This window comes from Pedobacter lusitanus (genome assembly GCF_040026395.1).
GTDB lineage: Bacteria > Bacteroidota > Bacteroidia > Sphingobacteriales > Sphingobacteriaceae > Pedobacter > Pedobacter lusitanus.
On sequence record NZ_CP157278.1, the window covers coordinates 1,903,841 to 1,926,528 of the forward strand.

Below are 22,688 nucleotides of genomic sequence, written 5' to 3' on the forward strand. Positions count from 1 at the left end.
TTTATAGTATTCTAAGAGCACATATATGTATTAATCCATCCTGACACGTATCCCTGAGGCGGATCATTACATATTTCATCCCACTCCTGCAGAACCTCATTCAGAGATACTGTGTCCTGTACGATCACGTGATTTCCTGCGTCAAGTTTTACCTGGTACGCCGGAGAAAACACCTGATGTGTTTTATTATCTATATATAGGGTTCCTTTAGCTCCGCCGATATCAGCATCCATCATTTCATTCAGGATCTGTTTTGTGCTGAACTGAGCATGTTCTAAAGCAATCATTATATATTTAAGTATTAATGCACCTGTATCCCATCCCAATGCGCCAATGGCATCCGGTATACGGCCAGTCTTACTTTTAAAAGTCTCACAAAAAGCGATATTCTCTCCTGAAGTTAACAGGATTGTCCAGGGCACATAAGAGCTTACGGACATTTCTTTATTTATACCATATTCCGGCAGATGAAGCTCTTCGAGCATTGCCGGATTCACAAAAATATTTAAAGGTGTTACCGGAATTTCTACAGCAAGTTTTTCATAAAATACCGGGCTCAGATCACTATAAATTGCCAGGATATGGCGAACATCAGTATTTGAGTTCAAAAAACCGGTTAGCGGTTCCATGTCAAACTCCTCAGCTTTGAATTTACTGACAAAATTAAACTCCACTGAACTCCCGCTATCTGCATAACCCTTACTCATAGCATGACACAAACTATAACCGCCATCATAATAGGAAGTGGCAAAAGCAGCTTTACGGCTTACTTTAGCCGCCTGTTTTCCAATAAGCCTGCAATGCAGTGCATAATTAAGTGTATGATAAATTACAAAAGGCTGTTTGTGAACCGGAGGATATTTAGCCCCGCTATTGACTATAATCAATATTTTTTTCAGTGCATTGATCAGTGAAAAAAGGCATTCTACTACCGGATGATCCGCAAAGACAATTAACAAATCTGCTTTTTTATCCAGCAGCATAATCTCCGCCTCTTTAAGCATCAGGTTTGCGTCTGTACCAAAACCAATACTTGCTGTAAGCAAATCAGGAGATAAAGGAGCAGCCAGCCCGGCCAGGTTCCCCTTTAATCCAGTCATAAAATTATGAGCGATCAAAGGATAAGTAGTAGAACCGGGAAGCAGAATACCTATAGTCATGTCTTTTTAAGTTTGTGATGGAAAAACACCAAATAGAGAAATGATAAAATTGAGTGCAACATAAGGCTGCATATTGTTGTGCGGTTGCGTATTACCTGCACTGCTTAATACGATATTGGTATCAAGCGGCATCATACCTGATGCCGTAGGGGTACGGCTGAAATAACGTTTTCCTACAGCAATAGCAATTCCATTATTCACAGGGCTGAGCTGATTATCAGGATCATTCGCTCTGACTTTCATATTCAGTTCTCCGGTTACAGTATGCGCGTGCGGAGGCATCTGCGTCGGGAGTACAGTTACATTTTCTACTCCACCGACCTGGCCAATGATGTAATTCGAGCCGTTCTGCGAATTTTGCCCCATATGAACCGGTACACGGCCACGCAAATCAGGTAAAGCAAATGTACTCTGACCATCACCACCATAAGTGGTCCCGATTAAATTAAATAAGACCTCATTTTCAGAGATTGGCAATAGGCTGCCATCACAATAGGCCCAGCCTAATGGAGGAAAATTACCTCCGAATATTGTGATTTCACCTACATAAGGTTGAGATGCTGACATAGTTTTATGATTTAAGATCTTTGTGGGAACACTCCCCTTAATGCGATAACAAAATTGACAACCAGGTAGGGCTGCATATTATTATGTGGTAAATTCCCACCTGACACACTTGTCTGAGGATTAAGATTAACCGCTAAAGGTGCCATATAATCTGTAGCACTGGCTGTATTCGCATAAAGGTTATCCGTATTTGTCGCTGCTGCCGGTAAGCTGGCTACTGCATTTGCCGTATTTGGCGCGGTACCAGTTTTAAGTCCAGCCCCTAAAGCATGTGTATGCATTGGCATTTCCTGAAACGAAAGTGTTTCATTAGGCGTACCGGAAACTTCGCCTAAAACACGATCACTCAGTCCGGGTCCCTGGCCTATGCCTATCGGAACAGACCCTTTAAGATTTGGAAGTGCGAAAGTAGATCTTCCATCCCCTCCATAATAAGTCCCCAGTAAAGAAAAGAGTGCCGTATTTTGAGATATTGGCATTAATTGTCCATCACAGGTGGCCCAGCCATTCGGTGGAAAATTAAAACCAACCATAGCAATTTCACCTACAAAAGGTTGAGTACTTGCTGCCATAATAATAAATTTAATGGTGTAATTAATTTCTTGAAGGAAAAACCCCTGACAGTGCGATACAAAAATTCAGGGTCAGGAAAGGCATTCTGTTTTCATGCGCTTGTCCTGAACCAACAACCTGCGTATCGAAAGGTGCATTATTGTACATTCCCGTATCGGTCTGATTGCTGAAGCGACCGGTTAAAGCTGGATTTGCAGCATAGTAATTACCTTCGGGAGTAGTTTGATTTGCAGCTGTCCCTCCGGCTTTTGCTTTAACATATCCCGAGCCCAGTGTATGATTATGCTGTGGCATTTCAGTCATCAGGAGTGTATGAGACTCTTCACCGGATTTTTGTCCCTGGTTAAAGTCATTATCAATATGTACCGGAACCCTGCCCCTGAGGTCAGGTAAAGCAAAAGTGGTTTGCCCGTTACCTCCGTACATCGTACCGAGCAGGGAAAACAGAGCCTGATTTTGACCTATAGGTAATAATTGGCCATTACATTGCGCATAGTTTTTAGGTGCATATCCAAAAGAGAATATGATCAGTGTGCCGAGAAATTCATCCATTTTGAGAGCGGATTTAAAGAATTATTTTAAGCTTTTTTTATATACAGCAGCTTGTTCAGGTAATAATATTTTTATTATTTTGTTAATTGCATCATAAAATTAGCTTTTTTTTTGAAAAATGCAACATTTATTCTTTTTTTTCGTTCACTCTTGGAAATGACTGTATAAATTTCTTTAAGTTTATGGTGCTCTTAAACTTAACGCTATGTCAAACCGCAGGTCGTTTCTCAAAAACAGTACCCTTGTAGCCGCCGCTACACTCTTTAGTAAACCAATCACCTCTCTTGCTCATATCAGTAAAACTGCTACTACTTTGCAGCAGTCAGCTAAGCAGGTAATTATCTATCATAGCAGCCAGCTCAACGGACATTTGCCTGATCAGCAGATGAAACACGGTGGAATAAATAACATCAAAAAACTGCTGAACAATCAGGATACAGGAGGATTGATTCTGGATGCAGGGAATTTTCTGGGAAATGGCCGCGATAATGCTCAGCATCATGCAGTCATTGTGGCTATGAACGCTGCCGGTTATCATGCCAGTACACCTTCTGTACAGGATCTTAGTCAGGGAGAAGCCTACCTGGCCGCATTAACTAACCAGATGAATTTTTGTCTGGTGAACTGTAATTATAGATTTAAAAATCCCAGGTTAGCCGCAGTGGTCAAACCATGGCAAATTATTAATTTTGGTAAATTCAAAATTGGCGTTACAGGAGTAGGGCCCGAAATTAATGGTATAGGCTATCAGGATCCTGTAAAAAAAGCCAGTGAGATAGCCAAACAGCTCATAAACGAACTGAATTGTGATCTTGTCATTTGTCTGTCCGGTCTTGATTACCTGCAAAAAAACAATGTGGCTGACAATACCACACTGGCACAGCAATCAGAACTTATTGATTTCATTATCAGCGCGAATACTCATCAGAAAAAAACACATACCATGGTTTTAAAAAATGCAACCGGACACGATGTCTTTATTGGTCATTCTCAAGCCAATGGCTTAAACATGGGAAAAATGAGTTTTCAGTTTCAGGAGAAACAAAAGTTTTATGCAGAGAACAGCCAGCTGATTAACAGTAATGAATTTGTCGCTTAGGCAACCCAAATACCCGCCTTACAGGGAACGCATAATTATAACAGGTTATGCGTTTCTTTAACTGCAGCCATTACAAAAATACTTTTGGTCTGCCCAATTCCTTTAACCTCACCTAGTTTATTCACAAAGAAATTGTGATAATCCTCCATGCTCTGTGCAACAATCTTGACCATAAAATCAAAATCACCGGAAATATTATAGCATTCTACAATTTCCTTAAACTCCAGCATCGCCTTAATAAAAACTTCACCTGCTTTCTTATTATGTTCTCTTAAAGTGATCATACAAAGAACAATCATCCCCTTCCCTACCAGCTGTCTGTTCAGGATAGCAGCATACTGTTTAATTACACCGCTCTTCTCCATCCGTTTAATCCGCTCATGTGTTGGTGTCGGGCTTAAGTGGATCATGGCAGCTATTTCTCTGACGGTAAGCTTCGCATTTTCTTCCAGTAACCTGAGAATTTCGTAATCCTTGGCGTCTAAAGTTATAACTGGTTTTTCGGACTGTTCTGTATTTGTCATCATAAAAGCATTCTTATAGCACTTTTGTTCTTTTAAAATCAATCAAATATATTATTTGTTCTAAATAATTATTATAATTTCTATAGTCTATTCTATATAAATACCTTTGACAGAACAAAATCAACATATGATCTCAAAAAAAAACCTTATTCTCACCATTGCTTCGATGGGTATTTTCGTAGAAGCACTGGATATTGCCATTATTAATTTAACTATTCCCTCTATACAGTCACAGTTCAATATCAGTAATGACCAGGTACAATGGTTACAAACGCTTTATGTATTACTTTATGGCGGTTTCCTGATTATAGGCGGAAAATTATCTGATATAATTGGCAGAAAGACCATCTTTATGATTGGTGCAGCTTTATTTCTGTTAACCTCACTGGGTGCCGGACTTTCAGGTTCATTTGGGATATTAGCTTTTTACCGTGCCGTACAGGGACTGGCCGCTGCACTGATTATGCCATCAGCATTATCAATAGTTACCCATACTTTTACTGAAAAACATGAACGCAGCAAAGCAATAGGTATTTTCAGTTCTTTTGCCGCTATCGGATCAGGAAGTGGTTTATCCATCGGTGGAATAATCAGTACTTACTGGGGCTGGCACTGGGTCTTCCTGATCAATGTACCTGTTTTAGCTGCAGTAATTATACTTTCATGGTATTATCTTGATACTGATCCCGCCAGAGAATCAAAAAAATCACCGGATCTTATCTCTGGTTTTTTACTGGTTGCTGCGCTGCTGATGTTAAGTTACGGAGTTCATGAACTGGGTAATTTTCAGCGGCATTATCTGCTGTTGTCTGGCCTCGCCGCTGGTATTATTATCTCTATGAAGCTTTTATTTACCAGACTTACCACCTTAAAGGAGCCGCTGATAGATTTATCAATCTTTCGCTCGTCAAAAGTTGTTACTGCCAATGGTGTTTTCTTTTTGCTGGGTTCTTTTTTTACAGGTTATCTGTTCATTATCTCCCTGCTGCTTCAAAAAGACATGAGTTTCAGTGCTGCCAAATCTGGTTTGCTACTGGTTCCCTTCAGCATCTTATCGGCTGTAGTTGCCAAATTTGCCTTGCCGGGAATCATGAGAAGATATAATATTGGTCAAACTGGTTTTATAGGGATGACCATGATGCTCATCGGAGCAATTCTGCTGATCAGTTCTATCTTTATGGGGCATTCCCTATGGCTTATTTTATTATCAGCTGCATTTGTTTCCGGACTGGGAATGACCATCAGTTATACCAGTCTGTCTGTACTTTCCATACAGGATATCCCAAGTCAGCATTATGGCCTGGCCTCCAGTCTCGCAACCACCTCTTATTTTCTTGGTGCCGGAATAGGATTATCCATACTGACACTTTTTATGACCACCAAAAATGCAGATGCTGCAGTTACTCCACTCTCTGTTGCCATCCTTGGTCTGTATGCTTTTATTGCTTTAAGCTGGCTGGTTGTATTTATCAGAAAACAAAATACTGTGCATAGCAGAACAGCAACTGCCAGATAAATTTCCAGATAGTGCAACAACATTAGGAAATAATACACGAAAGCCTCTGATACTGCAATGATCTTTGTAGTGCTGATCTGATAAAAAAATGATCAGCCCCACAAAGATCATGAAAACACTATCAAAAACGGGCATTTTCGTTCTTCTGCTGACAAGCAGTCTTACCATTATGGTAGGAACCGTCATTGCTCCTTCTTTAACAGAAACAGCTGCACATCTCGGATTTACCGATAATCCCGGCTGGCTGATCACCTTACCCGCACTCGGCGTTGTACTATTTGCCCCGCTGATGGGCAAATTATCTGACCATAAAGGTCCATTTTCCCTGATGGTCTGGAGTTTAATTCCCTATGCCATATTTGGCGTAACCGGTGCAGTGCTGAACAATCCCTATATCGTCATTGCAGACCGCATTTTACTGGGTGCTGCAACTGCTGCAATCCAGACAGCGGGAACAGGATTAATAGCCGACTTTTTTGAAGGTGAAGCCCGTATGAAAATGATTGCCTGGCAGGGCATGGCAATCGAAATAGGCGGCGTGGTTTTTCTGAGCTTAGGAGGTTTAATGGGAGAATCAGGATGGCGGTTTCCTTTTCTGATCTACCTGACTGCTTTGATCTGCTTACCACTGCTGCTCATCAGCGTTCCCAGACTTTCCAGAACCCCTGTACATTTACCCGGGCACCGCTCTGATGAAGTTCCTAAGGATCTGCTGAAAATCATCATCAGTACAGCCATAGCTATGATCCTCTTTTTCATAGTCTTTTCAGGGCTTCCACAGTATTTACCCGGATCATTTCACTTTTCAACTTCCCAGACAGGTTATTTCATGGCCTTTATCTCATTAATTGCGGCCATAGCGGCCAGTTTAATGCCACGGGTAGTCAAAAAACTCAGCGCAAACTATACTGTACCTTTAGGTTTCATCTCTTTCCTGTCAGGACAGCTCTTATTTGCATGCTCAGCCGGTACAGCCGGACTGCTGATTGCAGCAGTATTTACAGGAATTGGTTTTGGTTTTACTATCCCGCTGCTCAATCATGTGACCATAGAAATAAGTAATCCTCAAAACCGGGGCAGAAATCTCAGCTATTATTCCATGGCGGTATTTGGCGGACAGTTTCTCTCTTCCTTTATCGGCGGCCTGCCATTCGACCTCAAAACTATATTTATGATTGCCGCCTTTATAGCGCTTATCACTGCTGTTATCCTGGTGATCCATGCCAGATACACGATCAAAATCTTTAAAACAAATCATCAGTTTTTAAACAAATAAATACTAATATCATGAGAATAGAAGAAGTAAATGACTTATTAAACCCTGGTTACCTGCCTTTTGAAGCTGGTTACAAACGTTATGAAGATGGACTGCTGGTTGTTGCAGCAAGATCAAGTCTGATGAATATCACAGGAAAAATGATTGAATGGTGGGTAGGTTATGTACATAACTCAGAACAGTATTCCTGGTGGCATAAACAAGACCATGTATTTAGCGACTGGATTGGTGAACGTGGCACAGGAAAGTACATTGGCGGTACCCATATTGCTCACGAGCGTCTTGGCGGTGAAGAAATCCATAAACTAAGAATTACATTCCTTGACCCCGCTACTGTAATGGATACGTCCCGTTTTGCAGAATTAGGTGTAACTTTGGTACATGCCCGTCTGGCACTGGAAGGACAGCCTGGTTATGTGGCTAAACTCATGCACTTTGTCAGAGATACTCCTTATGGCTGTGAAATGCGCAGCAGATTCTGGTTAGGATATTTTGAAGAAAATGAGCTGAAAAACGACTTTGAAACCCGCTCAGCAATTTATCCTGATGCAGCCGGTGCCGGATTACTGAAGCACTGCCATGAAGAAATGAGTAACCTGGGAATTTTCCTTCCTGAACTTTATGAAAGAGAAACGGGAGAAAAAGTTAAAATCGGATCTCTTGCCGACGTTATTTAATTTTGTCTTTCAGGCAGCTGATTAAAAGCAATTCAGGGTATCCTCTTATCTTTACCGGGGTATCCTGATAGCTGCTTGAGCAATCAGAACGTTTACGCACCGGCCAGTCAATTGTGATATGAAGTTTGTACACCAGATAGACCCTTCAAAGTTTCTTGTTTTTCCATTGTGTGATTGCCCCAAAAACTACATGCAAAGTACTGTCAGACAGGAATACTTTGAAATGATCTGGTTCAGCTACAAGAATAATGATACAGCAGCAGACGAAAACCCTGCAGCAGAACAGTTTGTCTGTTTAATCCCGCCGTTTCGTTCGGTTATGATTTCAACAGAAGACAAAAAAGGTCATCTGATAGCTTTTAAACGGGATTACCTGGAGGAAGATGATAAAGAATATGCAATGGATATCTTTAACTTATTTAACAGACAGGGGCAGTTTTCCATGCTGTCTATAGATCCTGAAACAGCTCATCGTTTTACTCATCTTCATGCCTTAATTACGGAAGAATACCAAAACCCATACGGCACCTATCTTGTGCTGAAATCACTACTTAAAGTCTTTTTATTAAACCTGGTCCGGCTTAATCAGCATGCTTTTCTGAATCAGGACATCAACCAGAAAAGAGTTTATGAATTTATCATGCTTATGGACCGGTATTATCACAAAGAACGCAAAGCATCGTTCTACGCCGAAAAAATTGGGATAAGCGAAAAAAGACTGAATCAGATACTGAAAGAAAAGATGAATAAAACCTTAACCCAGCTCTTACATATCCGTCTGATAGTTGAGGCTAAACGAAAACTCATCAGCAGTGAAAGGACGATAAAAGAAATTGCTTACGAACTTAATTTCGAAGACAGGGCCTATTTCAGCAGATTCTTTAAAAAACAAACCGGCCTGACAGCTGAACAGTTCAGGCTCTCAACTACTGATACCGCTACAGACCTGAATAAAGATTAAAATTTAGAAATCATCATTCAGACTGGATTTCATCAGATCAAACCTGTCAGAAAAGTCCTGATCAATAAACTGAGCAAGTCTTAACGCTGATTTCCCTGTTTTAAGCTGGCTGCGTCTGTTTTGCGTGATATGCTCACTTAAGGTAACATCTCTGAACTCTCCTTTAGTTGCTGATTCTATATCCTTAAAGGTAATATCTGCAATCGTGACTCTGTATTTATAGTCTTTAATATTAATGACTACCGATGCGGTAACAGGATAACTCAATATAGCTGGTGTCGCGAAAACAGTTCCTCCATATTTTCTGGCATCTACCATATAATAAGTTAGTTTCCCAATAAACTCTGTTTCTGTTGGAGAAACCCGTCTGTCTAATCTGAATTTCTTCATGGTAGATAAAAGCGTAAAAAGCTTTTCGGCCAGATCATCACCCGTAAGTTTTGAGGTATAAACTTTCTGAAAAATTACTTCGTGATTTTTTAAAATGACTGAAGTCCCTGCAATACTATCTTTAGTACTGACCTGTAATGAATTAAGATTCGTACCTGCATGGGCAAAACAAAAAAGAGGGAGAAGAAAAGTCAGTATGATTAATTTCATAGGTTAAATTACTTAAACAGGACAGATGCCCTTTGATTAGAGCTGTCTGTCCCGGCTAAGTTACGATCCTTGGTTATAATTTTTTAATTATTATGGATATAATGCAACAGTAGCTTGTTTGTCCTTGGTAGACAATACAGTAGCTCCAGAGTTACATTGACCGCCATTCATTAATGAAGCAGCATCTGTTCCTCCAACTCCCGGTACAGGTGTGGCAGAACTCTCACCGATAGAAGACCAGTTAGTGTGTCTTAATGAAATATTGTGTCCCAGCTCATGCGTAATTGTTCTTTGACGTTGTGCAAAGCTATTCGCAGCAATGTAAGCCTTGTTAATTTTAATTAAGTTACCTGCAGCACCACCAGAAGGGAATGTTCCCTGACCGCAAACACCATTACCAAGATTTTCATCTTTGATCAGGATGTCATAAGCACCGCTTGTAACGATTGAAAAACGTACTGTAGAACCGGTAATACCGTTCCATTGATTTACAGCAGAGGTTACTTCTGCATTCATACTTGTCATTGACGCATCAACTTTAACACGTATGTTTTTTTTATTGGCCGCATTAACCAGACTTCCGGTATAGAACTGCTCAGTTTTTGGCTGACCTGAAGGAATAACCATGTCTTTAGGGAAGATAATATCTTCTTCTACAACATAATGATCACCGTTGTCAACAATAGCTGAAGCAGGAAATCCCAGACTCTGAATATAAGACATCACCTTATCAGATTTCTGGGTTTGCGGATCAGGGTTTACAGGTGTTTCTTTGGTTTTAGAACACGATGCGATCACTATTGCGACCAGCGCAATAAAAGTGAAATTTTTCAAATTTTTGTTCATAGGGTTGAGTGTTTAGGTAGATCGTAACACTCTAATATACAGAACAATCGTTAACTAGTGTAACTTTTTTGAAGTTATTTTAAACAAGTGTTAAAAATACACTCATTTAGATATGCTATATTAAAGCACAAAGCCACTTTAATATAGCATAACAAAAATATATTACTTAATAACTTTTCCGTTGATTTTAATACTATCCCAGCCATCATCCAGCCCGATACCCTTGATATAACTGACTTTATGTGTACTTCCCTTTAAATTAGGATGATAAACCATATCGAATTCAAAAGTCCTTCTTTCCGGAGTTTTCTCTACAAGCTTTACCTGATAATCATTTGTACTCTTATCATTTAAGGTGAAAAACACATCATTCAGATTTGCATTGAATTTTGCATGCACATAGGTTACCCCCGGCTGATCAGGATAAGACTCTACCAACTGATTATTTTCATCAATTCTCAGATACTTTGTAGACGTTGCATCTCCGCCCACCAGAGAATAGAATTTAAAATAAAGCTGTTTACCAATTCTGACAGTATCCTGGATTTCTGTATAAGAATGTGCTCCATGGGACCATTTATTTCCAATTTGCATAGGCATAAAGGAATCGGCAGCTGCAACCGGATGGATAGCTGTTTTTTTCATTTTACAGGATGGTATTATGAATACGGTTAATAAACACAATAAATAAGATGTTTTCATAGGGTTATATTTTCTAACTAATTTATGAATTTAATCGTTAAAAAATGTTTTCTCAGCCCTGTTTAAATCATTCCTTCTTTAGCCATCTGTGTTTCGCCCCATTCCCGCAGATAATTAATAAAAGGAATCAGTTCTTTACCAGCCTCCTCAAGTGAATATTCCACCTTTGGCGGTACTTCCAGATAGACTTTGCGGTGAATAAGCCCATCGCTTTCCAGTTCTCTCAGCGTCTGGGTAAGCATCTTTGGTGTAATATCCCACAGGATTTTCCGGAGTTCACCATATCTAAGCACATTTTCTTCACTCAAATGCCAGATAATACGTCCCTTATACTTACCTCCCACCCGCTGAAAAGCATAATCCAGACTGCAAACATAGCCTGATTGTTTTATTTTCGTCATAACAGAATTCATGAATAACTGTATATCAGATTAGTATCCTTTTGGTATGTAGGATACTTAAAAGTACATACTTGCCACAAATATACCAATCAGATAGCTTTGTTCTATAGCACAATTAATAATCAGGATGAATCTGAATTATGACAAAGCTATACTAGAAAAAAAACATACATGAAGACTTATATCTTAAACGAACCCGGCGACATCAACAACATGATACTTACAGAATTACCGGTACCTGTACCGGCAGATGATGAAGTATTGATTCAAGTCAAAGCGATCAGTATCAATCCGGTAGACGTAAAAACAAGAGCTGGCAAAGCGCTTTACACCACATTGCAACATTTAAAACCTCTGATACTGGGCTGGGATATTTCAGGGACAGTAATCGCTGCCGGTAAAAATGTAACCGGTTTCAAAGTGAACGACGATGTTTTCGGAATGGTCAATTTTATAGGACATGGCCAGGCTTATGCAGAATATGTCACTGCCCCGGCACATCAGCTGGCCTTAAAACCAGCAAATATATCTTTCACAGCCGCAGCTGCAGCTACACTGGCAGCACTTACAGCATGGCAGGCCTTAACCAGACAGGTTCAGATTAAACAGCATGATCAGGTACTGATACATGCAGCAGCTGGTGGAGTCGGACATTATGCCGTGCAGATAGCCCGTTATCTGGGGGCAAGAGTCACCGGCACTTCTTCTGCAGCAAACAAAGACTTTGTGCTGGAACTGGGAGCGGAAACTCATATCGATTATCAGCAGCAGCAATATGAAAAATCAGGTATTAATTTCGATGTGATTCTGGAAACCCTTGGCGGGGAAAACTTTGTCAGGTCACTCGATGTACTGAGCAAAAACGGTACGATCATTAACCTGATTCCTGATCAGGAGTCTGAGCCTGGTACATTAGCCACCCGGAAATCTACCCTGGAAATTGCTAAGGAAAGAGGGCTGAATGCCCTTTATTTTCCTGTGACTTCCAGCGGCACTGATATGCAGCAAATAGCCATATTGCTTGAAAAAGGAGTACTGAAATCACATATTTCCAAAGTTTACGGCTTTGATCAGTTACCTGAATCACATTTGCAGATAGAAAGCGGAAAAACCAGAGGTAAAATAGTTATTGAATTGTAATTTCAGGAAATAAGCTTATTTCCTTTTCTTAATCCAGGTGCTCTATGTCTCCTATTCTTGAAAGATCCAGGGTGAGCTGACCGTTGCTATCCCTGGAGAAAATCGTAGCAAACTTCGCATCATGGACAATATTTTCGTCCTTATAGGAAGTACGGCTGTGGACCGTCTGAGAAAAAGTATCATCAAAAGCTTTGAGTAACACCAGTATTTCGACTTCTGCTTCTGCAAGCTCTGCTGGTGTTTTCTCATATATCGGACTATTTTCATCAATCGGGTGCACTACAGTCCAGCTCATAGTGAGCAGGCCAACTTTTGTGCGTTCCAGATCCAAAGGGTAAAAACGTCTCTTTTTTTGTCCTTCTACCAGCTCATTATAGGATAATACGACCTGCACTTCTATTTCAATCAGCTGATTATTTCTTAAATTGGCTAATCTGAACATCAGCCCTTTGATTTGCTTATAGGGTGCAATGACCATGTTTTCACTATAAACAACCTTGGCTGTCGGTCTGGAAAACCGGCCATACAGCAGACCCGTTGCCAATGCAAATGCAAGTAAGCCTAACATAGATTCAAATGCGGCCAGACAACTGGTTAAAAACCCATCCGGACTGATATGCCCGTATCCGACAGTAGAAATTGTCTGTGCAGAAAAGAAAAATGCGTCAAAAAAATGATCTCTTGCAGTGATACCACCAGCACCTTTGAGATGTTCGATCCCAATCACGACATATAAACAGGCAAAGAGTGTATTAACCAGCAGATAGGCAATCAGCAAGATGAACAGGAATTTCTTCCAGGTCATAGAGATCAGCCAATTATAGGTGTCAGATGACCTGATCAAAGGCAGGCCGATGCGTCTGATATTTGAAGACCCATCTGTATTCATCATTCGCTGATCTCCGGTTATGGGTTGGGTACCAAAGCCAAGATCATCGTCAATTTGTGATTTACGTTTAAATAGCGCCATAATTTCCTGTTAATTTTACTGAAAATTATGCGCAATAAAAAACCTTTTAATCCTGTGGTCTAACCACCAATTAAAATGACCATTGATGCAATGATTACTCCTGCAATAATGATTACCAGTGCGTTTTTACCTGATTCTGCTATCATGATATTATATTTTATCGTTTGTTCCCTAAAGACGCACAGATAATTAATACCCCTATTCCCTCTCAAAAATTTATACGAAACATTTTTAGTAGCCCGGAATATTGATCAATCTGTTTATCAACGCTGGTTTATGCTAACAGACCGGTATGTTTTTCCAAGCTTATTTATCTGCCCGATCAAATACTCTATATCAAAAGGTTTGGCTATAAATGCATCACATCCATAATCCCCTAATGACAGTAATACCTTTGGAAAAGCTGAATAAATAATTACAGGCAGATTACCGGTACATGGATTTTTCTTGATCTGGCAACAAAGTTCTCCTCCGTTTATCATGGGCAGCAGGTAATCAATTAATACCAGATCAGGATTGAATTCTTTGACAATTGGTATAATATCACTTGTTTGCTGATAAATTCTGTAATCAAAACCAGTTTGTATGAACAGATCTGCCAATAGTTCACAAAGGTCTTTATCATTTTCGATCACAAGAACTTTTAAAGGTTGTTGTGACAAATCAATACACTGATTGTTTATCACTTTTTGACCATATGTTTTCATTTGTAAAATTTTATTTCATAATAATTCATATTATCTGGTGCTTAAATAAGACCAATTGAAATAGCGTATCGAATCAAAACAGCAGTATTGCGCACTCCCGTTTTTTCTATCAGATTCTTCCGGTGACCTTCAACTGTCCTTTTGCTCAGAAACAAGCGATCAGATATTTCACAATTAGTAAGACCTTCAGCAATTAAACCAAGTACTTCCAGTTCTCTATCTGAAAAACCGATCTGTTCCTGTCCTGGAAAATTCAGAATTCTGGTTCTCATAATTACCCTGTCAAAATATTTTAGTGATAACTCTCCGCACAGGTATCTCTTGCCCTCACCTACTTTCCTAAGTGCAAAAATCAGCTCATCTTTATCTATATTTTTTAACAGATAACTTGATGCTCCTTCTGTAAACGATCTTAAAATAACCTCTTCCTGATCAAACATAGAAAGGATAACCATTTTCACATCCGGCATCCGCTCTTTAACTGCTCTGATTAATGAAACTCCACTCATTTCGGGTGTCTTATTAATATCTGTCAGAATAATATCGATTTCAACAGTACCCAGTATTTTCATTACTTCATTACCATCATTTACTCCAGCCACGACATTTATATTTTCATCCTGCTGCAGTAACATTCTGAGACCTTCTCTGACAAGATTATGATCTTCAGCCAGTAACACATTTAATTTCTTCATTATTTCTCCTCCAAACTTACTATAACAGCGAGTTACATTGTCAGTTCTTTTCTTTTCATTAATCCTTAAGATTTTCAATTTTTTCAGAAAATCTAATCTGGTTCACTATTAAAAGGGAAATAATTGTATTCTGAATTTACTTCACGACAAGAATAATCCATTAAGACTGTCAATTCTGTGATTATGTATTTCATGATCATATCAGATTTATACTTTTAATATTTAACCATATAATTCAATTGCATTAATTAACAGATTTAACAATTGAGCTGTTGCTGAACCTACAGTATCATAATTAGTTTTAAAAATTTTGCAATACAGGTATATCGCGCATTTAAACAAGTGTTAATACGCTGTATATCTCAATCATACCTGATTTTAAATTCGACAAATCAAAATACAAAACAGCATGTTTAGAGATTAATAAATCAATTAAGATTAGTCAATTTGTTAATCCTACATTATGTATACACTAGGTTTAAATGCTGTTTTTCATGATTCTTCAGCATGTATTTTCAAAGATGGAATTCTGCTTGCAGCTGCAGAAGATGAACGCTTTACAGAAATAAAACATGGCAAAAGGCCTGTTCCGTTTTCAACTTATGAACTTCCGTTTCATGCTATTTTTTACTGCCTTGAAGTTGCTGGAATTCATTTAAGAGAAGTTGATCATATTGCATATTCCTTTAATCCCTATCTGCTGATTCCCGAAAGCCAGCTAAGCAGTGCCCAGGCGGAAATCCCGTTTAATCCGGAGTGTTATACTTACGGAGAAAATAAAAATCCATGGCATAATCTTTTTCTTTCTTATCTGCTGAATGCTCCTTTACAATTAATTGATGGTTATCCCAATCATTTGCAAAAAAGGTTTGCAGGAAGTAAAGAAACGGACTGGACCTGGCACTACGTAGATCATCATCTTGCACATGCTGCAAGTGCTTATCTTCCATCTCCATATCAGGAGGCAGCAGTTTTAACTATAGATGGCAGAGGTGAAATTGCAACCACCACTTACAATACTGCAAAAGACAATGAGATTAAAAGAATTAATGCAGTAAATATGCCCAATTCCCTTGGCCTGCTCTATGAAAAGATTACCAGTCATCTCGGGTTTCTTCATTCTTCTGATGAATATCGCATCATGGCACTTGCAGCATATGGAAAACCCGAATTTGAAAAGGATTTTCAGCAAATGATTGAAATGGAAAACAACGGGCTATATACTATAAAGGAGAAAAATTTCACAGAACTTTTTGGAATACCCAGAATGAAAGATGAACCATTAACAAAGCGTCATCTCAACATTGCCTGCTCCTTACAAAAAGTACTTGAAGAACAAGTGCTCAAAATGACAGCCTGGCTTTATGAGTCTGCAAAGCAGGAAAACTTATGTCTGGCAGGAGGTGTGGCATTAAACTGTGTCCTCAATTCGAGAATTTGTCAATCCGGTCCGTTTAAAAGAGTCTGGGTACAGCCCGCTTCAGGCGATTCAGGTACTGCCCTGGGCGCAGCTATGCACATAGACAATCAGGTCAGAAAAAATAAAACCAAAACTTTTATTATGGATCATACTTACTGGGGACCTGAATATAGTGATGCAGAGATTGAAAAATTTCTGAATCATGCTAAAATCCCCTATTATAAAATGAATGATATTGCTGATGAAACAGCAATTTTGCTAGCTGAAAATAAAATCATAGGCTGGTTCCAGGGAAAAATGGAATTCGGTCCAAGATCACTTGGAAGCCGTTCAATTCTTGCTTCCCCGATCAATCCTGAAATGCAGCAGCGGTTAAATGAATTAAAAGACAGAGAAGACTTCCGTCCTGTTGCTCCTGTGGTGCTGGAAGAAGAGGCTCCGGAATGGTTTAAAGAGATAACTGCCTCGCCTTTTATGTTATTTGTTTATAAGATTGCAGCAAATAAAGAAGATCTTATTCCAGCTGTCAAACACGTAGATGGAACAGCCAGGGTGCAGACTATAAATGAAAGACAGCATCCGCTTTATTACCAACTACTTAAGTCCTTTAAAGAAAAAACAGGAATACCTGTACTAATCAATACTTCTTTCAATACGCTTGGAAAACCAATTGTCTGTAGTCCGCGGGATGCCATAGCCTGTTTCTGGACATCTGCATTTGATGCGTTGGTTATAGGTTCATTTTTAATCAGGAAAGAACATGGAAATAAAAGTATCAGTAGTTATACCTACTTACAGGCGGCCGAAGCTCTTGATTGATTGCCTGAGGGCACTACTGATGCAAAGCATTAGTAAAACAGATTTCGAAGTTATTATAGTCAGTGATGGTCCCGATCACCAGACACTTTTAACCTTGCTCCCCTGGTTAAAGAAGAAAGAACTCCAGCTTTCTTATTTGCAGTTACCTGTGAAAAAAGGACCTGCTGCCGCGAGAAATATTGGCTGGACAAACGCCAGATCAACAGTGATAGCCTTTACAGATGATGATTGTCTGCCAGACAGGAATTGGCTATCGGCAATACTTGAATATTTCACTTCAGAAACTGATCTGGCCGTAAGTGGAAAAACCTATGTTCCGGTCTCAGATACTCCAACTGACTTTGAATGGAATATGGCCCGGCTTGAAAACTCGGAATTTATTACTGCAAACTGTGCCTGTACAAAAAATGCACTGAGAAAAGCCGGGGGATTTGATGAAAGATTCAAACTTGCCTGGCGCGAGGATTCTGATCTGCATTTTAAGCTCCTGAAATTAAAAATCCCGGTTATCAGCGCTCCCGGAGCGGTTGTAATTCACCCGATAAGAGATGCCCCCTGGGGAATTAGTCTTAAAGAACAAAAAAAAGGAATTTACGATGCGCTGTTATTCAAAAAATTCCCGGTTTCATATAGAGAAAGAATAAATAAAAAACCACTATGGAATTATTACCTGATCAATCTGTTATGGATTATTTTACTGATCTCGATTATAGAAAACAATAAATGGCTAGCAGCTTTATCCATTGCTGCCTTAACAATTTTGATCTCTGACATTATCCATAAACGGCTTTATGATAAAAAGAAAACTATAAGTCATATTATAGAAATGGTTTCCACCTCTTTTATTATCCCTACACTTTCAGTTTTCTGGCGCATATACGGGGCCATAAAATATAGAGTCTTCTTCATTTAGATAAACATGAAACTACCCGAAAAAAAAATTACAAAAATAGCCATATTCAGAGCACTTCAATTGGGCGACTTACTCTGTTCTATCCCTGCAATCAGGTCTGTCAGATTTACATTCCCGGAAGCAAAAGTTATTTTAATAGGCTTGCCTGGCGCAGTACCGTTCAGTAAACGGTTTTCTCATTACTTTGATGATATTATGATTTTCCCAGGTTATCCAGGCTTACCGGAACAAAGTTTTGACTCCTGTAAATTTGAAGAATTCCTCCTGAAAATCAGACAGGAAAATTTTGACCTGATCCTGCAAATGCAGGGTAATGGCTCAATCGTGAATAATCTTATTCAAAGCTTTAATGCAAAATGTACAGCCGGTTTCTGTCAGGATATCAGGCAGGAAAATGAACTATTTAAACTTTACCCTGATTACGGTCATGAACTAAGCCGTCATCTTTCGCTGATGGAATATATTGGCATCCCCCCGGCAGGAAATGAAATGGAATTCCCTGTAAATGATCAAGATGAAGAATCCTTAAAAAAATTGAAGTTAAAAATAAAACCGGAAAAATATATCTGTATACATCCCGGATCAAGAGGAGTATGGCGACAATGGCCAACCGTTTATTTTGCTGCAATGGCCGACTATTGTATTGATAACGGTTATGAAATTGTAATTACCGGCACAAAGGAAGAATTAAAACTGGCAAAGGAGGTTGCGTCCTATATGAAATACAAACCAATTATATCTTCTGGAAAAACCGATCTCGGAAGCCTGGGCCTGTTAATCAAACAATCATTTGCACTGATTGCAAATTGTACAGGCGTGTCACATATTGCAGCAGCACTGCAAACTCCCAGTATAATCATCAGCATGGATGGTGAACCGGAAAGATGGGCACCGGTAAACAAAGAATTACATCATACAATTGACTGGACTGTCATAACCGATTACGATTTTGTACTGGAAAAATTGAAGTTATTATTGAGTAACAATAAATCGCGTACTGCCTCTACAATCTGCCAGGTTTCGGGCAATGGTAATTCTTTATGATATAACCGTCCATTCACATATTCAATAACCTTATTTTTGCTTCTGTATGCTACCGGAATACTATATTCCAGCAATTGATGAGGTACCATCCACGGAGTGTGTTGTGGATTTGACTGTGCATATAATACAACAACCGGAGTATTAAAGGCAGCAGCAAGATGAACCGTACCTGTATTTACAGAAACAACCGCCAGCGCATTTTTTATCAGACAGGAAAACTCTTCGATGTCGAGCAGACCACAAAGATTAAATGAATTTTTTCCGATAGCCTTACATAAATTATCAGCAACAGCCCATTCTTCTGCTATACCGGTAATCAGCAAAGGAAGGCCAAATGCACTTAGCAACTGTTTTCCGCAGTTAATCCACCCGGTATTTGAAAACTCTCTTTTCGCTTCCGATACCCCCGGATGCAGAATCAGGTAAGGCATATTTAAATCAATACCCTTTTTCAGGAGTTTTTCCTTAATGGTACTCCAGGTACCGGAACTTACTATCAGATTTATTTTTTTATTCAATGCCAAGGCGCCTATATTGGCTACCAGGTCAAGATCCCGCTGAACTTGGTGTCTGATGAACTCCAGTGGTTCAGGGTCAGGTACCCAGGAAGTCAGTAATGCATATGGATTTTCACGGCAATAAGCCAGCCTTTTCGGAATTCCTGCCATATATGCCACCATAACTGCTGGCAGCGGATTCTGGCTATAAACAGTAAAAATAACACAGGCATCAAAATTGCGCGATTTTAACATCTCCAGCAATTGATCTATTGAAGCAGGAGAATCCTGGTCTTCAGATTTTATCCATGGAAGATCAAATTGTATAACCTCATCAATATCAGGACTCATCCGGGCAACTGCACTTGCTTTTTTAGAAGTAAGTACAGTAATTTTTGCGCCCAGATGTTCCCGCAGTGCATGTATTGCAGGTGAAGACATCAGTAAATCACCCATATTATCGGCACGAATACAGAGTACATTCTTACAATCTGTCCAGCTTTCCATTTTTTTATCATTAAATTCTATTTTGTTGCCTCTCATAATTGTCATGTATTAAAATATATTCAGCGGCATGATTAATATCACTGACAATACAATCAGGGGTACGCTGGTTATTCATTTTCCAGATAGTTTCATTTCCATTATTAAGTAATAATGTTCTGCAACCTACTCTATTTCCAGATTCAATATCATCTAATATGTCTCCTATCATCCAGGAGTCAGACAGGTTAATATTATGAATTCTGGCGGCCTCAATTAACAATCCCGATTTAGGTTTGCGGCAGTCACAAACTATGCTGAATTCTTTAATAATTCCTTTGGGGTGATGCGGACAATAATAAAACCCACTCAGATAAATTCCGTGCATATTCAATAAGGAATTAAGTTTTTGTTCAATCTCAAATATTTCTTCTTTCCTGATATAACCAAACGCAAGCCCGGGCTGATTAGAAATTACAATGAGCAGATATCCGGATTTCATTAATCTTTTCAGCCCTTTAACTGCATAAGGTGATAAAGTAATCAGGTCAGGATTAGTATTATAAGGAATATCAGGAATCAGTGTTCCATCTTTATCCAGAAAAACAGCTTTGTTAATTTTCATCAGCGCTATGTTTAACCGGTTCGATTTCTTTTTGCTGGTTTTTCTGCATAGCTGATTCTGCTCTTCCAGATCCTGTTTTCTTTATCTCTGACGGTAAAACAAACAAATGTTTTTCAATCAGATTACATAATGAATGTATCAGGTGAAGGTGAACTTCCTGTATCCTCTGTGGATTATTACTTGGAACAATTAAATTAATCAGGCCATAAACCGCAGCAGGACCTCCCTCCTTCCCCAACAATGTAATACAGATCATATTCAGTTCGTTAGCAACTTTCATTGCTTTAATAATATTTGGAGATACCCCGCTTGTACTCAGGCAGAATAAAATATCTCCTTCCTTTCCGTAAGCCTGTACCTGTCTTGCAAAAATATCCTCGAAGCTAAAATCATTTGCAACAGCGGTGAGAATAGAACTGTCCGTAGTCAAAGCAATAGCCGGCAGTCCTTTTCGTTGTGCAATTTCAAAACGCCCTACCAGTTCGGCCGAAAAGTGCTGACATTCAGCAGCACTTCCTCCATTTCCGCAAATCAGAATTTTATTGCCTTTTCTTAGTGCCTTACTCATATAGCTCCCGGCATATGCGATTTTCTCCTTTAGCGTTTCGCCTGATCTTTTTAAAACACTACTTGTATCATCAAATGCGTCTTCAATAAATTCCATTGCTTTTTTATGGGAGATTTTACCCGCTGATAAAACACTATTATACAACTCATGAATTTGCAGACTGATTTCATGCCAGGTAAAAGAGACATAAACATGATTAAAAGCATTTTTACTCATATCACTTAATAATTCATCATTATTAAGCAAAACGGATAATTTATCAGCCAGTTCATGTGGTGATTCAGGTGCAATCAAAAATCCAGTTTCTCCATCCAGAACACTATACTTAATTCCTCCTACAGCCGAACCGATAACCGGTGTTCCACAAGCCATTGCCTCCAGGGGTGTTATTCCGAAAGGTTCATACCATGGTGTAGTGACAAATACGTCTGCGGCATTATAATACATCTGTAAATCTTCCCTGTTTTTCCGTCCGGTAAAAATTACACGATCTTTTATTCCTAATTCAATGGCCAGGTTTTTTAATCGGCTCAGCTCATTGCAACAGGTTTCATCGGTAGCATGTGATTCACCGCCAACAATAAAGAGTTTATAGTTTTCGGTTATATTTTCAAGCAGTGAAACTGCCCTTAGCACATTATCAACCCCTTTGCGCGGAACCATTCTGCCCAGCTGTAAAATCATTTTGTCTTTAGGATTTAGTCCAAGAAGTATCTTGGAAAGATCCTTATCCGCCGGAAAAAATTCAGATGGATTAAAACCACATGGAATAATCATAATTTTTTGCGGATCAGCATGGTAATAGGTTATTAAGTCCTCTTTATCCTGAGGGCATTCTGCAATAATTGCATCAGCCATTTTTACAAGCTCTTCTTCAATCCTTATTCTTTGATCAGGAAACCTGTCCTGTTCTTTATAATGTATACGACGTATATGTCCCAAAGCATGGAATGTAATTACAAAAGGAATATTTAAAAATGCTTTCAACTGCATTGCAACCATCCCTGACATAAAAAAATTAGCGTGAATTAAGTCATAATCTATTTTTTCGGCTGCCATGTATTGTTGCAGCTGCTCACTGAAATCATCCATATAGCCAAGCAGATCTTCTTTGGGGATAAAGCCAAATGGCCCGGCCTTAACGTGAATGATATTGACGCCATCGCAATAATTGACGATCTTTGGTAATAAGGCATTCTCCCATCTGGTATATATATCAATTGTATATCCTCGTTTTGCGAGCTGTTTGGATAACTCCCCTACATAGACATTCTGACCGCCGCTATCAGTGCCTCCGAGTAATGCAAGCGGAGAAGCATGTTCACTTATAAAAGCAATTCTCTGATTCATATG

24 protein-coding genes are annotated in these 22,688 nt (G+C 39.2%); 9 read left to right on the top strand and 15 right to left on the bottom strand.

Annotated elements, in window-relative coordinates; translation table 11 throughout:
- Positions 1–11 precede the first annotated feature (11 nt).
- The 4 genes from PL_RS08080 to PL_RS08095 are packed head-to-tail and all read right to left on the bottom strand — an operon-like array spanning position 12 to position 2,852.
- On the bottom strand, positions 12–1,160 hold the full coding sequence (locus PL_RS08080) for an ABC transporter substrate-binding protein (RefSeq protein WP_041881044.1): 1,149 nt from the start codon (positions 1,158–1,160) through the stop codon (positions 12–14).
- 6 nt (positions 1,161–1,166) lie between these two features.
- The gene (locus PL_RS08085) at positions 1,167–1,727 is read right to left on the bottom strand and encodes a phage tail protein (protein WP_041881043.1); all 561 of its coding nucleotides are present in this window, start codon (positions 1,725–1,727) and stop codon (positions 1,167–1,169) included.
- A gap of 11 nt (positions 1,728–1,738) precedes the next feature.
- Positions 1,739–2,299: a phage tail protein gene (locus PL_RS08090; protein WP_041881041.1), complete on the bottom strand. Its 561-nt coding sequence runs from the start codon at positions 2,297–2,299 to the stop codon at positions 1,739–1,741.
- A 22-nt stretch (positions 2,300–2,321) separates the two neighbouring features.
- Positions 2,322–2,852: a phage tail protein gene (locus tag PL_RS08095; RefSeq protein ID WP_041881038.1), complete on the bottom strand. Its 531-nt coding sequence runs from the start codon at positions 2,850–2,852 to the stop codon at positions 2,322–2,324.
- Between the two features lie 205 nt (positions 2,853–3,057).
- Between PL_RS08095 and PL_RS08100 the strand changes: the two genes are divergently transcribed.
- Positions 3,058–3,951 carry a hypothetical protein gene (locus tag PL_RS08100; RefSeq protein WP_041881037.1) on the top strand — a complete coding sequence of 298 codons (894 nt, stop codon included), beginning with the start codon at positions 3,058–3,060 and terminating at the stop codon, positions 3,949–3,951.
- A gap of 35 nt (positions 3,952–3,986) precedes the next feature.
- Here PL_RS08100 and PL_RS08105 read toward each other — a convergent pair whose 3' ends face one another.
- On the bottom strand, positions 3,987–4,478 hold the full coding sequence (locus tag PL_RS08105) for an Lrp/AsnC family transcriptional regulator (RefSeq protein WP_087149073.1): 492 nt from the start codon (positions 4,476–4,478) through the stop codon (positions 3,987–3,989).
- Between the two features lie 124 nt (positions 4,479–4,602).
- Here PL_RS08105 and PL_RS08110 point away from each other — a divergent pair, with 124 nt between their 5' ends.
- The 4 genes from PL_RS08110 (at position 4,603) to PL_RS08125 (ending at position 8,905) form a co-directional block, all read left to right on the top strand.
- A complete protein-coding gene (locus PL_RS08110; protein WP_041881035.1) occupies positions 4,603–5,991 on the top strand; it encodes an MFS transporter in 1,389 nt (462 codons plus the stop codon).
- Positions 5,992–6,100: 109 nt separating this feature from the next.
- The gene (locus PL_RS08115; RefSeq protein ID WP_041881115.1) at positions 6,101–7,267 is read left to right on the top strand and encodes an MFS transporter; all 1,167 of its coding nucleotides are present in this window, start codon (positions 6,101–6,103) and stop codon (positions 7,265–7,267) included.
- Between the two features lie 11 nt (positions 7,268–7,278).
- Positions 7,279–7,944: a DAPG hydrolase family protein gene (locus tag PL_RS08120; RefSeq protein WP_041881033.1), complete on the top strand. Its 666-nt coding sequence runs from the start codon at positions 7,279–7,281 to the stop codon at positions 7,942–7,944.
- A gap of 190 nt (positions 7,945–8,134) precedes the next feature.
- Complete coding sequence (locus tag PL_RS08125; protein ID WP_052496219.1) at positions 8,135–8,905, top strand: helix-turn-helix domain-containing protein; 771 nt, start codon at positions 8,135–8,137, stop codon at positions 8,903–8,905.
- A 3-nt stretch (positions 8,906–8,908) separates the two neighbouring features.
- Here PL_RS08125 and PL_RS08130 read toward each other — a convergent pair whose 3' ends face one another.
- The 4 genes from PL_RS08130 to PL_RS08145 form a co-directional block, all read right to left on the bottom strand.
- The gene (locus PL_RS08130; protein ID WP_041881030.1) at positions 8,909–9,505 is read right to left on the bottom strand and encodes a hypothetical protein; all 597 of its coding nucleotides are present in this window, start codon (positions 9,503–9,505) and stop codon (positions 8,909–8,911) included.
- 90 nt (positions 9,506–9,595) lie between these two features.
- Positions 9,596–10,351, bottom strand: a complete 756-nt coding sequence (locus PL_RS08135; RefSeq protein ID WP_041881028.1) for a M57 family metalloprotease — start codon at positions 10,349–10,351, stop codon at positions 9,596–9,598.
- Between the two features lie 162 nt (positions 10,352–10,513).
- On the bottom strand, positions 10,514–10,996 hold the full coding sequence (locus tag PL_RS08140) for a hypothetical protein (RefSeq protein WP_041881027.1): 483 nt from the start codon (positions 10,994–10,996) through the stop codon (positions 10,514–10,516).
- A 119-nt stretch (positions 10,997–11,115) separates the two neighbouring features.
- Positions 11,116–11,454 carry a winged helix-turn-helix transcriptional regulator gene (locus tag PL_RS08145; protein WP_041881113.1) on the bottom strand — a complete coding sequence of 113 codons (339 nt, stop codon included), beginning with the start codon at positions 11,452–11,454 and terminating at the stop codon, positions 11,116–11,118.
- Between the two features lie 171 nt (positions 11,455–11,625).
- Between PL_RS08145 and PL_RS08150 the strand changes: the two genes are divergently transcribed.
- Positions 11,626–12,594: an NADP-dependent oxidoreductase gene (locus tag PL_RS08150; protein ID WP_041881026.1), complete on the top strand. Its 969-nt coding sequence runs from the start codon at positions 11,626–11,628 to the stop codon at positions 12,592–12,594.
- A gap of 28 nt (positions 12,595–12,622) precedes the next feature.
- Here PL_RS08150 and PL_RS08155 read toward each other — a convergent pair whose 3' ends face one another.
- From PL_RS08155 to PL_RS08165, 3 genes are all read right to left on the bottom strand, one after another.
- Complete coding sequence (locus PL_RS08155; protein ID WP_041881025.1) at positions 12,623–13,564, bottom strand: ion channel; 942 nt, start codon at positions 13,562–13,564, stop codon at positions 12,623–12,625.
- A gap of 263 nt (positions 13,565–13,827) precedes the next feature.
- On the bottom strand, positions 13,828–14,271 hold the full coding sequence (locus tag PL_RS08160) for a response regulator (RefSeq protein WP_041881024.1): 444 nt from the start codon (positions 14,269–14,271) through the stop codon (positions 13,828–13,830).
- Positions 14,272–14,312: 41 nt separating this feature from the next.
- The gene (locus PL_RS08165; RefSeq protein ID WP_041881111.1) at positions 14,313–14,966 is read right to left on the bottom strand and encodes a response regulator transcription factor; all 654 of its coding nucleotides are present in this window, start codon (positions 14,964–14,966) and stop codon (positions 14,313–14,315) included.
- Positions 14,967–15,429: 463 nt separating this feature from the next.
- Here PL_RS08165 and PL_RS08170 point away from each other — a divergent pair, with 463 nt between their 5' ends.
- The 3 genes from PL_RS08170 to PL_RS08180 are packed head-to-tail and all read left to right on the top strand — an operon-like array spanning position 15,430 to position 19,162.
- Positions 15,430–17,205, top strand: coding sequence for a carbamoyltransferase family protein (locus PL_RS08170; protein ID WP_041881023.1), 1,776 nt, complete (start codon positions 15,430–15,432; stop codon positions 17,203–17,205).
- Positions 17,147–18,118, top strand: a complete 972-nt coding sequence (locus PL_RS08175; protein ID WP_041881021.1) for a glycosyltransferase family 2 protein — start codon at positions 17,147–17,149, stop codon at positions 18,116–18,118. Before PL_RS08170 ends, PL_RS08175 begins: the two co-directional genes overlap by 59 nt.
- A gap of 6 nt (positions 18,119–18,124) precedes the next feature.
- A complete protein-coding gene (locus PL_RS08180) occupies positions 18,125–19,162 on the top strand; it encodes a glycosyltransferase family 9 protein (protein WP_348621412.1) in 1,038 nt (345 codons plus the stop codon).
- On the opposite strand, the gene PL_RS08185 is transcribed toward PL_RS08180, so the two are convergent.
- The 3 genes from PL_RS08185 to PL_RS08195 are packed head-to-tail and all read right to left on the bottom strand — an operon-like array spanning position 19,060 to position 22,685.
- On the bottom strand, positions 19,060–20,202 hold the full coding sequence (locus PL_RS08185) for a glycosyltransferase family 9 protein (protein WP_200890723.1): 1,143 nt from the start codon (positions 20,200–20,202) through the stop codon (positions 19,060–19,062). The two genes, PL_RS08180 and PL_RS08185, sit on opposite strands and share 103 nt — an antisense overlap.
- The gene (locus tag PL_RS08190; protein ID WP_041881015.1) at positions 20,177–20,767 is read right to left on the bottom strand and encodes a D-glycero-alpha-D-manno-heptose-1,7-bisphosphate 7-phosphatase; all 591 of its coding nucleotides are present in this window, start codon (positions 20,765–20,767) and stop codon (positions 20,177–20,179) included. The genes PL_RS08185 and PL_RS08190 overlap by 26 nt, the downstream gene beginning before the upstream one ends.
- Entirely contained in the window at positions 20,757–22,685 is a 1,929-nt protein-coding gene (locus PL_RS08195; protein WP_082035888.1) for a glycosyltransferase, read from the bottom strand. The genes PL_RS08190 and PL_RS08195 overlap by 11 nt, the downstream gene beginning before the upstream one ends.
- Between the last annotated feature and the right edge of the window lie 3 nt (positions 22,686–22,688).

Excerpts from the sequence above, each read along its gene's own strand:
- PL_RS08080 (WP_041881044.1), bottom strand. The coding sequence starts at position 1,160 with ATGACTATAGGTATTCTGCTTCCCGGTTCTACTACTTATCCTTTGATC.
- PL_RS08085 (WP_041881043.1), bottom strand. The coding sequence starts at position 1,727 with ATGTCAGCATCTCAACCTTATGTAGGTGAAATCACAATATTCGGAGGT.
- PL_RS08090 (WP_041881041.1), bottom strand. The coding sequence starts at position 2,299 with ATGGCAGCAAGTACTCAACCTTTTGTAGGTGAAATTGCTATGGTTGGT.
- PL_RS08095 (WP_041881038.1), bottom strand. The coding sequence starts at position 2,852 with ATGGATGAATTTCTCGGCACACTGATCATATTCTCTTTTGGATATGCA.
- PL_RS08100 (WP_041881037.1), top strand. The coding sequence starts at position 3,058 with ATGTCAAACCGCAGGTCGTTTCTCAAAAACAGTACCCTTGTAGCCGCC.
- PL_RS08105 (WP_087149073.1), bottom strand. The coding sequence starts at position 4,478 with ATGATGACAAATACAGAACAGTCCGAAAAACCAGTTATAACTTTAGAC.
- PL_RS08110 (WP_041881035.1), top strand. The coding sequence starts at position 4,603 with ATGATCTCAAAAAAAAACCTTATTCTCACCATTGCTTCGATGGGTATT.
- PL_RS08115 (WP_041881115.1), top strand. The coding sequence starts at position 6,101 with ATGAAAACACTATCAAAAACGGGCATTTTCGTTCTTCTGCTGACAAGC.
- PL_RS08120 (WP_041881033.1), top strand. The coding sequence starts at position 7,279 with ATGAGAATAGAAGAAGTAAATGACTTATTAAACCCTGGTTACCTGCCT.
- PL_RS08125 (WP_052496219.1), top strand. The coding sequence starts at position 8,135 with ATGCAAAGTACTGTCAGACAGGAATACTTTGAAATGATCTGGTTCAGC.
- PL_RS08130 (WP_041881030.1), bottom strand. The coding sequence starts at position 9,505 with ATGAAATTAATCATACTGACTTTTCTTCTCCCTCTTTTTTGTTTTGCC.
- PL_RS08135 (WP_041881028.1), bottom strand. The coding sequence starts at position 10,351 with ATGAACAAAAATTTGAAAAATTTCACTTTTATTGCGCTGGTCGCAATA.
- PL_RS08140 (WP_041881027.1), bottom strand. The coding sequence starts at position 10,996 with ATGAAAAAAACAGCTATCCATCCGGTTGCAGCTGCCGATTCCTTTATG.
- PL_RS08145 (WP_041881113.1), bottom strand. The coding sequence starts at position 11,454 with ATGACGAAAATAAAACAATCAGGCTATGTTTGCAGTCTGGATTATGCT.
- PL_RS08150 (WP_041881026.1), top strand. The coding sequence starts at position 11,626 with ATGAAGACTTATATCTTAAACGAACCCGGCGACATCAACAACATGATA.
- PL_RS08155 (WP_041881025.1), bottom strand. The coding sequence starts at position 13,564 with ATGGCGCTATTTAAACGTAAATCACAAATTGACGATGATCTTGGCTTT.
- PL_RS08160 (WP_041881024.1), bottom strand. The coding sequence starts at position 14,271 with ATGAAAACATATGGTCAAAAAGTGATAAACAATCAGTGTATTGATTTG.
- PL_RS08165 (WP_041881111.1), bottom strand. The coding sequence starts at position 14,966 with ATGAAGAAATTAAATGTGTTACTGGCTGAAGATCATAATCTTGTCAGA.
- PL_RS08170 (WP_041881023.1), top strand. The coding sequence starts at position 15,430 with ATGTATACACTAGGTTTAAATGCTGTTTTTCATGATTCTTCAGCATGT.
- PL_RS08175 (WP_041881021.1), top strand. The coding sequence starts at position 17,147 with ATGGAAATAAAAGTATCAGTAGTTATACCTACTTACAGGCGGCCGAAG.
- PL_RS08180 (WP_348621412.1), top strand. The coding sequence starts at position 18,125 with ATGAAACTACCCGAAAAAAAAATTACAAAAATAGCCATATTCAGAGCA.
- PL_RS08185 (WP_200890723.1), bottom strand. The coding sequence starts at position 20,202 with ATGAGAGGCAACAAAATAGAATTTAATGATAAAAAAATGGAAAGCTGG.
- PL_RS08190 (WP_041881015.1), bottom strand. The coding sequence starts at position 20,767 with ATGAAAATTAACAAAGCTGTTTTTCTGGATAAAGATGGAACACTGATT.
- PL_RS08195 (WP_082035888.1), bottom strand. The coding sequence starts at position 22,685 with ATGAATCAGAGAATTGCTTTTATAAGTGAACATGCTTCTCCGCTTGCA.